Source organism: Mycobacterium sp. (genome assembly GCF_040509115.1).
In the GTDB taxonomy this organism is placed as follows: domain Bacteria; phylum Actinomycetota; class Actinomycetes; order Mycobacteriales; family Mycobacteriaceae; genus Mycobacterium.
In genome coordinates, this window is record NZ_JBEVLO010000478.1 from 1 (window position 1) to 11,743 (window position 11,743).

The 11,743-nt window shown below is 66.8% G+C and carries 15 protein-coding genes; 3 read left to right on the top strand and 12 right to left on the bottom strand.

The features are described from left to right. A partial coding sequence (locus ABW137_RS32485; protein WP_526406490.1) for a sensor histidine kinase occupies positions 1 to 876 on the top strand: 876 nt, incomplete at its 5' end. Between the two features lie 108 nt (positions 877 to 984). Here ABW137_RS32485 and ABW137_RS32490 read toward each other — a convergent pair. The 4 genes from ABW137_RS32490 to ABW137_RS32505 all read right to left on the bottom strand — a co-directional run bounded on the left by ABW137_RS32490 (position 985) and on the right by ABW137_RS32505 (position 3,331). Next, positions 985 to 1,284 (bottom strand): hypothetical protein, encoded by a 300-nt coding sequence (locus ABW137_RS32490; protein ID WP_526406492.1) that lies wholly within the window; start codon positions 1,282 to 1,284, stop codon positions 985 to 987. Positions 1,285 to 1,432: 148 nt separating this feature from the next. After that, positions 1,433 to 2,449, bottom strand: a complete 1,017-nt coding sequence (locus tag ABW137_RS32495) for a nitronate monooxygenase (RefSeq protein ID WP_526406494.1) — start codon at positions 2,447 to 2,449, stop codon at positions 1,433 to 1,435. Then, positions 2,449 to 2,901, bottom strand: coding sequence for a GNAT family N-acetyltransferase (locus tag ABW137_RS32500; RefSeq protein ID WP_526406496.1), 453 nt, complete (start codon positions 2,899 to 2,901; stop codon positions 2,449 to 2,451). The genes ABW137_RS32495 and ABW137_RS32500 overlap by 1 nt, the downstream gene beginning before the upstream one ends. After that, positions 2,861 to 3,331, bottom strand: coding sequence for an Rrf2 family transcriptional regulator (locus ABW137_RS32505; RefSeq protein ID WP_526406518.1), 471 nt, complete (start codon positions 3,329 to 3,331; stop codon positions 2,861 to 2,863). The genes ABW137_RS32500 and ABW137_RS32505 overlap by 41 nt, the downstream gene beginning before the upstream one ends. A 57-nt stretch (positions 3,332 to 3,388) precedes the next feature. Between ABW137_RS32505 and ABW137_RS32510 the strand changes: the two genes are divergently transcribed. Next, complete coding sequence (locus tag ABW137_RS32510) at positions 3,389 to 4,216, top strand: nitrilase-related carbon-nitrogen hydrolase (RefSeq protein WP_526406498.1); 828 nt, start codon at positions 3,389 to 3,391, stop codon at positions 4,214 to 4,216. On the opposite strand, the gene ABW137_RS32515 is transcribed toward ABW137_RS32510, so the two are convergent. From ABW137_RS32515 to cysD, 7 genes are all read right to left on the bottom strand, one after another. Further along, positions 4,205 to 4,891 carry a pyridoxamine 5'-phosphate oxidase family protein gene (locus tag ABW137_RS32515; RefSeq protein WP_526406500.1) on the bottom strand — a complete coding sequence of 229 codons (687 nt, stop codon included), beginning with the start codon at positions 4,889 to 4,891 and terminating at the stop codon, positions 4,205 to 4,207. The two genes, ABW137_RS32510 and ABW137_RS32515, sit on opposite strands and share 12 nt — an antisense overlap. Before the next feature lie 67 nt (positions 4,892 to 4,958). Then, on the bottom strand, positions 4,959 to 6,023 hold the full coding sequence (locus ABW137_RS32520) for a GGDEF domain-containing protein (protein ID WP_526406502.1): 1,065 nt from the start codon (positions 6,021 to 6,023) through the stop codon (positions 4,959 to 4,961). A 299-nt stretch (positions 6,024 to 6,322) separates the two neighbouring features. Further along, positions 6,323 to 6,562, bottom strand: a complete 240-nt coding sequence (locus tag ABW137_RS32525; RefSeq protein WP_526406504.1) for a hypothetical protein — start codon at positions 6,560 to 6,562, stop codon at positions 6,323 to 6,325. 119 nt (positions 6,563 to 6,681) lie between these two features. Beyond that, a complete protein-coding gene (locus tag ABW137_RS32530; RefSeq protein ID WP_526406506.1) occupies positions 6,682 to 7,278 on the bottom strand; it encodes a cysteine hydrolase family protein in 597 nt (198 codons plus the stop codon). A 9-nt stretch (positions 7,279 to 7,287) separates the two neighbouring features. Next, positions 7,288 to 8,034, bottom strand: coding sequence for a 3'(2'),5'-bisphosphate nucleotidase CysQ (locus tag ABW137_RS32535; protein WP_526406508.1), 747 nt, complete (start codon positions 8,032 to 8,034; stop codon positions 7,288 to 7,290). Further along, complete coding sequence (gene cysN / locus ABW137_RS32540; RefSeq protein WP_526406510.1) at positions 8,031 to 9,881, bottom strand: sulfate adenylyltransferase subunit CysN; 1,851 nt, start codon at positions 9,879 to 9,881, stop codon at positions 8,031 to 8,033. The genes ABW137_RS32535 and cysN overlap by 4 nt, the downstream gene beginning before the upstream one ends. Before the next feature lie 32 nt (positions 9,882 to 9,913). Further along, entirely contained in the window at positions 9,914 to 10,846 is a 933-nt protein-coding gene (gene cysD, locus ABW137_RS32545; RefSeq protein ID WP_526406512.1) for a sulfate adenylyltransferase subunit CysD, read from the bottom strand. 182 nt (positions 10,847 to 11,028) lie between these two features. On the opposite strand from cysD, the gene ABW137_RS32550 reads away from it, so the two are divergent. After that, a complete protein-coding gene (locus tag ABW137_RS32550; protein ID WP_526406514.1) occupies positions 11,029 to 11,463 on the top strand; it encodes a PaaI family thioesterase in 435 nt (144 codons plus the stop codon). 73 nt (positions 11,464 to 11,536) lie between these two features. Here ABW137_RS32550 and ABW137_RS32555 read toward each other — a convergent pair. After that, the coding region (locus tag ABW137_RS32555; protein WP_526406516.1) for a carbonic anhydrase at positions 11,537 to 11,743 on the bottom strand (207 nt) is incomplete at its 5' end.

Genomic DNA, 11,743 nt, shown 5'->3' on the forward strand with positions numbered 1-11,743 from the left:
ACGCTGCCCCTGAATCGCGATCAACACCAGATCACGCCACGGGTGCCTGCGGCACACACCGATCCGCGCACCGAGGTCGGTCTGGTGGGCGACACACTCAATCGGCTGCTCGACCACGTCGAGGGAGCGCTGACCGACGTCGCCGCTTCGGACCGCAGGATGCGTCAGTTCATCACCGACGCCAGCCACGAACTGCGCACCCCGCTCGCAGCGATTCAGGGTTACGCCGAGCTCACCCGCCAGGACAGCGCCGTGCTGCCCGAGACCACGGAGTACTCGCTGGCCCGGATCGAAGCGGAGTCCGCCCGGATGAACGCCCTGGTCTCGGACCTGCTGCTGCTGGCCAGGATCGACGAGGGGCAGGACCTGGAGGCCACCGACGTCGACCTGGCGGATCTGGTGGTCAACGCCGCCAACGACGCGGCGGTCTCGTCACCGGCGCACACCTGGGTGACGCGGGTTCCCGACGATGCGGTGTGGGTGCGGGGCGATCGGGCGAAGTTGCATCAGGCCGTTGCGAATCTGCTGTCGAACGCCCGCGTGCACACTCCGGACGGCACCACCGTCACCACGACCATCACCACCGAGGAAGGCGCTGCGATGGCCACCCTGGTGGTCGGCGACGACGGACCCGGCATCGACGGCGCGTTGCTTCCCCATCTGTTCGAGCGGTTCGTCCGCGCCGACAAGTCGCGGTCTCGCCAGGCGGGCAATTCTGGTCTGGGGTTGGCCATCACCGCGGCGATCGTCGAGGCGCACGAGGGCTCGATCGTCGCCGACTCGGCGGACGGGTTGACGTCGTTCACCATGCGCTTACCGCTCACGGAATACAGTGGCGACAATTCCACTCCGCGACGATTCGCACTTAGCAAGTAAATCATCAAGGCTGAAACGAAATAGGGAATTGCGATGCGTTGATGGCATCGCAATTCCCTTCGCCTTACCGACTTCGCAATGTGTCGAGTCGGGCTGGTCAATCGTCGTTCAGCAGGCCAGGTCGATGTGGACCGTCTTCGCAAGGACGGTCTCGGCAGGCGATCCGCCACCGCGCGAGTCGACGGTCGAGAACGTGGGTCCGGTTTGCACCGACGTGATGGTGCACGCCGAGAGGGGCGCTGCGCCAGTTCGATTCAGAATGACGTTGTAGCCGCCGGCTTCCAGCGTCCGCACCGTGTCCTGCACGTAGGTCGGGCCGGTCGACTCGGCATTGGCGGCACCGGCGAAGCCGAGCGTGGCGGCGGTCATGGCACCGGCGGCCAAGGCCCCGAAGAAGTACTTGTTCATTTCAGTGGTCTCCCTGTTAATAAGGGAGGCAATTTGCTCCCTCAATGAATTCGACACCACTGACACTAGGGATTTTCCGGACGCTCACATATGGCGTTTCCCGGAGACTTGAAGGGGGGATAACCCCCAGCTGGATTTCGCCGAACGATCAGGCGAGTGATGCCACGATATCGGCAACGGATCCGGAAATTGCCTTCTGATATCCCGTGCCCGCCCAGATGTTCACGCCGTGCGGGTCGCCTGCCTTGACCGCGGCCGCCCGCACCGGGCTGGTGAGGTAGTGGATCTCCGGGTACGCCGCAGGCGCCTCGGCGTCGTGGTCGTCGATGAAGCGATTGCGAAGACCGCGGGCGTAGCGGCCTGAGAAACACCGCGTGACAGCGGTTTCGGTGAATTGGGCATCCTGAAGAGCCGCGCGGTGGACGGCGCTGCTACCCGCCTCGTCGGCCAAGAGGAACGCGGTGCCGAGCTGTGCGGCGACCGCCCCGGAGGCGGACACGTCGGCGACGTCGGCGGCGGTCATCAGACCTCCCGCGGCGATCACGGGAACGTTCAGTGCGACGGTGGTCGCCCGCAGCAGTTGGCTGAGCGGCTGCGTCGCTGGCGACGCCAGCGGATCGAAGGTGCCGCGATGCCCTCCCGCGGCGGGGCCCTGCGCGGCGACCGCGTCGACACCGACCGCGACGGCGAGTTCCCCCTCGGCCAGGGTCGTCACCGTGGCGACGGTCGTGATGCCCGCACCTCGTAACCGGGCGCAGTCGTCGGCCGTGGGTAGCCCGAAGGTGAACGACACGACCTCCGGCTTGAGGTCTAAGACGACGTCGAGCTTGGCCGCCCAGTCGTCGTCGTCGAAACGTGCGTCGCCGAGCCGGACGGAGTAGCGCTCGGACTCGCGCTGCAGCGCCTGCGCGTAGCGCTGGATGGCCTGGGGTCGGGCGGTGCTCGGCCCCGGAACGAAGAGGTTCGCGCCCAGCGGCCCGGTCGTCAGGGCCCGGGCCGCCGTGATCCGTTCGGCGAACGCCTCGGCCTTCAGGTATCCCCCGGCGAGGAAGCCCAGACCGCCCGCATTGGATCCCGCAGCGGCCAGCTCCGGCGTGGTGGGTCCACCCGCCATGGGAGCGATGATCACCGGCACGTCGAGTGAACGAACGTCGAAACCGGTCATCAGCGCACCGCCTTTGCGAACATCAGACAATCCTGCGGCTCGGGGCCGAAGTTCGGAAACACCACGTACCGGGACATCCGGCCCTCCAGACCAAGACCACTTCGCCGTAGGACTACAGCAGAACCCGCATTGTCGACGTGGCAGTACGCCGAGATCCGGTACACCGTCGGATCCCGCTGTGCCTCGTCGACCAAGATCTTTGCCACCTCGGACATGATGCCCTGACGCCACCACCGTCGGCCCAGGCAATAGCCGAATTCGATGACATGCGGTCGCGGCCGCGTCCAGGCACACGTGCCGATCACGTCGCGGTGCTCACCGCATGGACATGGCCATCGTTCAACCACACCATCGTCAGCACGCGACGACTTCGGTAGCCAGACTTGCGAATTCGGTAGGCCGGGCCGCTCATCAGCCGTGACCCCGCGCCTCCTCCTGGCCGACGTAGTCACCCGCCAACCCCGCGACGTGCTCGGGCAACTCCCCTGCTGCCACGTCCGCGAGGCTGGTCTCTTCCAGCACCGAACGCATGCTGGCCCGCAGCGCACGCCAGACGTCGGTCAGTGCCGCCGTCGGGCCCGAATACGGAAGATCGCCGAGGCCGATGTCTCGGACGCTCGCCAGCGGACCGTCGATGCACCGGAGCACGTCGGCGATGCTGATCTCAGCCGCGGACCTGGCCAGCGCATAACCGCCGTCACGGCCCCTGGCGCTGCGGACCAGCCGGTCCGTGCGCAAGTCCGACAGAATGTCGACGAGAAACTGCGGCGGAATGCCCTGCGCCTTCGCCAGATCATCGGTCTTGACCAGAACACCCTCGTCGACCGTGGCCAGCTGGACCATCGCCCTGACGGCATACTCCGCCTTGGCCGACATCCGCATGACGCGAATCATGCCACCGCCGTTGCCGCCCCATCGGCAAGGCGGCACGATCATGAGATGACCACCCGCGTCACCTGTTGTCAGATACCACTGGCGATCGGCGACACCACCGGCAACCAAGCCACCTCGCGAGCCGCGATCGAGGCGGCCGCAGGTGACGGCGCGCAGATCGTCGTACTGCCCGAGCTCGCGTCGTCGGGCTACGTCTTCGCCGACCGCGCCGAGCTGGTGTCCCTCGCGGAGACGCGCGACGGCCCCGCCATCACCGGATGGGCGAATCTCGCAGCGGCCTTCGATCTGACCATCGTCGCCGGTTTCCCCGAGGCAGCGGGCGACCACGTGTACAACAGCGCCGCCGTCGTCGACTCGACCGGACTCCGTGGCGTCTACCGCAAGGCGCACCTGTGGGACACGGAGAACGCCGTGTTCGACAGGGGTGACGACCTCCCGATGCTGGTGGACACCGCGCACGGCCGCATCGGCGTGATGATCTGCTACGACGTCGAATTCCCCGAATGGGTGCGGGCGGTGGCGTTGGCGGGCGCCGATCTGCTGTGCGCACCGGTGAATTGGCCGCTGCTACCCCGCCCCGACGGCGAGCGGCCCACCGAGATGGTGCGCGCACTCGCGGGCGCGGGCAGCAACCGCATGCCCATCGCGGTGTGTGACCGCACCGCCGTGGAACGGGGGGTGGACTGGATCGGTGGCAGCGTGATCACCGATGCCGATGGCTACCCCATGGTGGTCGCCCAATACGGCAAGCCGGGCAACGTGACCGCGGACGTCGACCTCGCCGAGGCGCGGGTGAAGCGATTCAACGAGAACAACGACGTTCACGGCGACCGTCGCACCGATCTGTATCGCCGTACCGCGCTACTGGACTGACGGCGGTGCGTTGCGCAGGGTGCCCGTCATCGCGCGCACCGACTCGGGCAGGTCGATCCCAGGAGCCAGATCCGGCGCGGCCTGCGGTGCGCCGTAGGTGACCGACATCGGCACCACGCCCGCCCAGGCTTCTCCGGCGATGTCTTCGTCGGGATCCTCGGGCCATCCCGCACTGACCTTCAGCGACCAGTTGTCGGCGCCGATGGGCAGTTTGAGCGCCAGGGTCGCCGCGATCTCCTTGCGGCTGCTCGCCCGCAGTTCGGCGACCCGACCGGGGATGAACGTATCGGTCAGGATCTCGAGGTAACCGAGTTTGTCGGCCTCTGGCACCTTCTCGAAGACGCCGAAGATGGCGGCGCTGCGGTACCGGAACGACGACTCGAACCCACTGCGCGCCACCACCACACCGTCCAGCGTGGTAACCGACACGGCCGCGGCGGCGCCCGCGGCGAGCGCCCTCATCCAGGGCGACCCCGTCGACCCGTGGACCACGACGTCGTCGCCGATGCGCGCGAAACCGGTCGGAAAGATCACCGGATGCCCGTCGCGCACCAACGCGATGGTGGCCAACGGCGTGCTCGCGAGCAGTTCGTCCAGTGCGCTGCGCGACGTCTCCTGCTTCTCGCTGAGCCGGGTGACCGTGGTGGGGGGCTGGGTCATCGGAACCTGGGTCATCGAAGCATTGTGGGTCCCGTTGGGTCGTACCGCCAGGCAGCCTGCTCACTGACGAGGAACCCGCCGCTCAGGCGTGGTAAACCTGGTTTCCACCGTTGCGCTTGGCGGCATACATCGCCTTGTCCGCGGCAACGATGAGCTCTTCGACGATGCGCGTCGCGCTGCGTTCGGGACGTTCAAGCGCGACGGAACTGGAGCCGATGCTGGCAGTGACCGAGTGCGACAACCCGGATATCGCGCCGCACAGCGCAGCGGCGTTCGGCTTGCCGTCGGTGCCCGACGTGGACATCACCGCGACGAGGAACTCCTCGCCGCCGGCACGACATATGGCCGCGGTCGGCGGGGCGTGCCGACGCAGGAGCTCGGCCACCGCGATGAGAACGCCGTCGCCTGCGGCGTGGCCGTAGGTGTCGTTGACCCGCTTGAAGTCGTCGAGGTCGATCATCTGAACGGTCAGATGCGTGGCCTCTGATCCGCCGGCGGCCAGCCGGCGGGTGATCGTCTCGATGAAGCCCCGCCGGTTGAGCAGTCCGGTAAGCGGATCCTGATCGCTCTTCATCGCATACCGACCCATCGCCCTTGCGGTGCCCCAGATGGCCAAGGGGATCGTCACGTTCAGGAACCAGATCAGCCAGAACGCGGCCACCGCGGCTGGCACGCCCGCTTCTCGGGTCAGCCGCGTCGCAGCGACAGTGGCGAGCCCGACCGCGACCACGAAGTTGCAGGCGAGGAGCTTGGGGCCGTGGAAGAAGGCGATGTAGCTCCCGGTCACCGCCGTTGCGGTACACGTGAGAGTGGCGACCGCGGTATTCGTCTCGCTCAGAGTCCAGCCACTGATGCAGAGCACGCCGATCACGACGATGGCCACCGATTGGCGCCGGGTCGGCCACCGCGTCAACCAGAACGCGATGTTGCCGGCGGTGAAGGCTCCGGTGAGTACCACCACCGCAGCCAGGAGCAGCGGACTCCGGTCACGGTCGAGGATCTCGCTCAACGGAACCATCATGGCCGAGGCATTGACCACGGCCATGATCACCTGTGCAGGACGAATCAAGCCGCGCTCGCGCAGAAAGTCCGTGGTCCAGTCGTAGTGGTCGGGCTGACGCCACCATGCCCATAACGCTGACACCACCCCTACACCCCCCGATCATTAGCTGCACGACGGATAGCTAATCAACCCCAATAATCGTACCGACGCCGACAACGGTCGGGTGCAGCAATTTCCTCCGCATGAGGCGAAGGCGATGACGACCTAGGCCTAGGGGCCGAATTGCCAGCTAAACGCCGATGCCAGGTTCTTCTGCCATCGGCACAATCGGCCAATCCGCGCATTGCGAGCGAATGTTTCCGCGCGTGGAGGGCATGGTCGACGGGTCGACGTCGTGATCTCGCTAGCAACCGCCACCACGATGGCCGTCGGCCCGGGCCGAGCTAAGGGGACCCGGCCGCCCCTTCGCCCGTACTAAAGGTCGGGAAGCCGTGGCCGTCCCGCATCAGTTGCCGGGTCACGCCGGGGAAGGCCACGTACAGCACCACCCCCACGACGACGCACGCGATCGCCGCGCGCAGCAGTCGCCGCCACAGTCGCCACGTGAGCCAGGCGGCGATCAGCGCACCCAAACCGGGTACCGATGCCTGCGCAAACTGGTCCACCAGGTCTTGAACGTCCATCGCACGCACATCTTGCCGCCCCGAGCGCGGCGCATCCGGTAGCAGGGCGCAGCCGTTGTGAAATTGAGTTCAAGTGAAACTGAGTTCAAGGGGTGCGCGGACCTCGTCGTCGCTGCGCCTCAGTCGGGGATGGCGGCGGCGTCGGGCGCCACGACCGCGAAGAGGTCTGCGAGCGCCGCCAGGCTGGCGGCCTGCAGGCCCTCCGCGGGGACGACTGCATCTCCCAAGCCCGGCAGTGCCCTCGTCGCCGTGGCAGCGGCGACGACCGTCGGCGCGTAACCCAGGTTGAAGGCGCCGCGGGCCGTGGAGTTGACGCACATGTGCGTCATGAAACCCGCGAGCAGCAGGTTGCCGGCGCCGATGGCCTTGAGCTTGTCGTCCAGATCGGTCTTCACGAACGAGTTCGGATACTGCTTCACGACGGTCTGTTCGCCGTCCCGCGGCGCCACCCGGTCCACGATGGCGCCGCTCTCCCCCTCGATGTCGTACAGCGAGCCCGGACCGTCGGAGTGCTGAACGTGGATGATCGGGATGCCAGCCGTCCTGGCTCGCTCCAACAGTTCGGCGGCCTCGTCCAGCGCCGCCTGCACGCCGTCGAGTTCCATCACGCCGCGGGTATAGGTGTTCTGGCAGTCGATCATCACCAGCGTGGACTCCGCCAGGGATGGGGGTGCAAGGGGCAGTTCGGCCAGGGCGCGCAGCGTCGGATTGCTCATGGCTCGAGGCTAGTGCCGGGTGGTGACCGCCAACACCGCATCCGCCAATTCCGGCCTGCAGACGATGAGGTCCGGCAGTAGCACGTCGGCCTGGTTGTATCGCAGCGGCGAACCGTCCAGGCGCGACGTGAACAACCCGGCCGCGTGCGCCACCGCGACGGGAGCCGCCGAGTCCCACTCGTACTGCCCGCCGGCATGCACGTAGACATCGGAGATGCCCTGCACCACCGAGGCGACCTTGGCTCCGGCAGAACCCATCTCGACCAGCGTGCCCTGCAGCGCGTCCCGTACTGCCAGCGCGATGGCCGGTGGCCTGCTGCGGGACAACACGATTCGCGGCGCGCCGGCTGTTGGTGGTGGCGGTGCCACCTCGGGCGTGGCCAGCGTGACGCCCTGGGCGGGGAGGGCGACCGCCCCCGCGACGAGCTCACCGGACTGCCACAGCGCCACGTGCACCGCCCAGTCATCACGACCGAGCTCGCCGAACTCCCTGGTGCCGTCGAGCGGGTCGACGATCCAAACCCTCTCGGCGGTGAGCCGGGCCAGGTTGGCGTGCTCCTCTTCGGTGGCCTCCTCGGAGAGCACGGCGTCACCGGCTCGCTCGGTGCCCAGTGCCTGCATCAGGAAGTCATGGGACCGCTTGTCACCGGCGGACTTCCGTTCGTCGATGCCAACGTCGGCGAGCTCGGCACGGACGGCGAGCAGCAGCTCACCCGCCTCGGTGGCGAGCCGGGCGGCGAGCTCGTGGTCGCTCACGACTTCGGCCTCAGCAGATCGATGACCTGCTGAGCGAGCTCGTCCACCGACTGCTCGGGGGTCAGCCGCAGGTCGGGGTTCTTCGGTCGCTGGTACGGGCTGTCGATGCCGGTGAAGTGGGTGATCTCGCCGCGGCGGGCCTTGGCGTAGAGCCCCTTCGGATCCCGACGCTCACAGTCTTCGAGCGGGGTGTCACAAAACACCTCGTAGAAGTCGTACCCCTGATCGACGTGCACCTGCCGGGCCAACGCACGGTGTTCCGCGAGCGGGCTGATGGCGGGCACCAGCACGATCTGCCCGGAGTCGGCAAGCAGCGTGGCGATGTGCGCCAACCGGCGCAGGTTCTCCGCGCGGTCGGCCATCGAGAAGCCCAGATCGGCGTTGAGTCCGTGGCGCAGGTTGTCACCGTCGAGAACATAAGCGGGACGCCCACTTTCGAGCAGCTTCTGCTCCACCAGCATGGCCACCGACGACTTGCCGGAACCGGACAGACCGGTGAACCAGATCGTGCTGCCTCGCGACAGGCGGTCCTGCGCGGTGACCAGGTTCTGGTGCTTCACGGCATTCGGGCTGGCCGTCCGCGTCGCGGCGGGAGTCGTGTCGCGCACCATCCCTGCGGCGACGGTGCCGTTGGTGTCGGGATCGATGAGGATGAACGACCCCGTCGCGGCGTTGCGGGAGTACTCGTCGAGCAGCAGCGGCACCTGCGTGCGCAGCGTGACGCGACCGAGTTCGTTGAGCTTCAACGCCGTTGCGCTCTTGTCGCGGTGCAGCGTGTTGACGTCGAGCCGGTAGTCCAGTGCTGTCACCTTGGCCCTGGTTGTCCGGCTGGTGTGCTTGATGACGTACTCGCGGCCCGGCTCCAGGGCGGCCTCGTCGGCCATCCAGCACACCGTGGCATCGAAGTCCTGGGTGGCGTGCGGCTGATTGTTGGTGCGGGTGATCATGTCACCGCGTGAGATGTCGATGTCGTCGGCCAGGCTGATCGACACGGCCATCGGAGGGAACGCCTCGGCGACGGATCCCGTCGGACCTTCGATCTCGGTGATGCGACTGCTCTTACCCGCTGGGAGCACGACGATCTCGTCACCGGGACGCATGACACCGCTGGCCACCGTGCCCGCATAGCTGCGATGGTCCGCGTGCTCGTGGGTCTGCGGACGGATCACGTACTGGACGGGGAAGCGCACGTCGACCAGGTTGCGGTCACCCGCGATGTAGACCTCTTCGAGATGGCTCAGCAGCGCAGGTCCGTCGTACCAGGGGGTGAGTTCGGACTTGGTCACGACGTTGTCGCCGTTGAGCGCCGACATCGGAATCGTCGTCACGTCGTGCACGTCGAGGCGGGCGGCGAACTCGTGAAACTCATCCCGAGTCGTCTCGAAGATCTTCTGATCCCAACCGACGAGGTCCATCTTGTTGACAGCCAGCACGATGTGTTGGATGCCGAGCAGCGAGGCCAGGAACGCGTGCCGCCGCGACTGCTCGAGCAGGCCGTGGCGCGCGTCGACCAGGACGATCGCCAACTGCGCGGTCGACGTGCCGGTGACCATGTTGCGGGTGTACTGCGTGTGCCCCGGGGTGTCCGCGATGATGAATTTCCGCTTGGGCGTGGCGAAGTAGCGGTAGGCGACGTCGATCGTGATGCCCTGCTCCCGCTCGGCGCGCAGGCCGTCGGTCACCAACGCGAGGTCGGTGTAGTCGTTCCCCCGTTCCTTGGAGGTGCGCTCGACCGACGCGAGCTGGTCCTCCATGACGGCCTTGGAGTCGTAGAGCAGCCTGCCGATGAGCGTGGACTTGCCGTCGTCGACGGAGCCGGCGGTCGCCAGCCTCAAGAGCGTTGCCATCTTATTTTTCCCCTCGCTGCGCTCGACGCATGTCAGAAGTAGCCCTCTCGCTTGCGATCTTCCATCCCCGCCTCGGAGATCCGGTCATCGGCACGGGTCGCGCCGCGTTCGGTCAATCGCGACACCGCGGTCTCGGCGATCACCTCGGAAACCGTGCCCGCCAACGATTCGACGCAGCCGGTGCAGGTGACGTCGCCGACGGTGCGGAAGCGCACGGTCTTCTCGACGACCTGCTCGTCCTTGCGGGGCTGGAGGTACTTGTGCACGGCCAGGAACATGCCGTCGCGCAGGAACACCTGGCGCTGGTGGGCGTAGTAGATCGACGGGAGCTTGATCTTCTCGGCGCCGATGTAGGACCAGATGTCGAACTCGGTCCAGTTGGACAGCGGGAAGACCCGGATGTGCTCGCCCTTGCGGTGTCGGCCGTTGTAGATGTTCCACAACTCGGGCCGCTGCACCTTGGGGTCCCACTGGCCGAACTCGTCACGAAAGCTGAACACCCGCTCCTTGGCGCGTGCCTTCTCCTCGTCGCGACGGGCCCCACCGAAGGCGGCGTCGAACTTGTTCTCCCGAATGGCGCGCAACAACGTGAAGGTCTGCATCGGATTGCGCGACGGGATGGTCTCGACGACGCGCCCGGCGTCGATGTCGTCCTGCACCTTGGCCACGACCAGCCGCACCCCGGACTCGGCGACCAACTCGTCGCGGACCTGGAGGACTTCGTCGAAGTTGTGCCCGGTGTCAACGTGCATCACCGGGAACGGCAGTCGGCCGGGCCGAAATGCCTTGAGCGCCAAGTGCAACATGACGATGGAGTCCTTGCCACCGGAAAACAGCAGCACGGGCTTCTCGAACTCGGCAGCGACCTCGCGAATGATGTGGATGGCCTCGGCTTCCAGTGCGCGCAGATGGCTCAGCTCGTAGCGACCGCCCGACGGGCGCTGCACGTCCTCGGCCGTAGTCAAGGCTTTCCCATTAAGTTGGTAGAGTTGACCAGAATTGCAATCATGGCCTGGAATGTAACCGTCGGCGCCGTCGCGTGTCAACGATCCAGGTCGCTCAGCCCCCTACGTCGACCAGCTCCTGTCCTGAGGCGACTACGTCGCAGGTAATTGAAGCGCTTCCCGGGGACGAAGACGATGCAGGCATGACATCCTCCCGCGGCCCCAACGGCGCCCAGGTCATGGCGCAGTTCCTCCCCCAGTCCCCCTTCGTCGCGAAGCTGGGCATCGTGCCCGAGGTGCTCGACGGGACCCTCGACGGGAAGGGGGTGCGCCTGAGGATGCCGTGGGACCCCGCAAACGTGACGCTCGGCGACGTGGTGCATGGCGGCGCGATTGCGGCCCTCGCCGACGTCACGGTAATGGCCGCGGCCTGGTCGGGGGTACGGACTGCCGAGTCGCTGCGCGGGGTTACGACATCGATGGCCCTGCAATTCGTCTCCCCCGCCCGCGCCACCGACCTACTCGGCATCGGGAGGGTATTGCGTCAGGGCAACACGTTGGTGAACTGCGACGTGGACGTCGTCACGCCGGACGGTCAACTGGTGGCCAAGGCGATCGCCACCTACAAGGTCGGGTAGCAGCCCGCGCACGGTGCGGCTTGCCGTCGAGAACTTGGCGTTCGGTCGACGACACGCCACACAGCAGGCGAAGCTACCGCGTGACTTCGTTCAGCTTGCCGGTAGCGACGTCGAAGACGAAGCCGCGCAACGATTCCTGCTTGGTGACGAACGGGCTGGCCTCGATGCGGCGCAGCGACTGCCGGACGTCCTCGTCGACGTCCGCGAACGCCTCGGCGGCCCACTCCGGCTTGAGCCCCGTTTCGTCCTGGATCTGTTGCTTGAACCCGTCGTCGGTGAA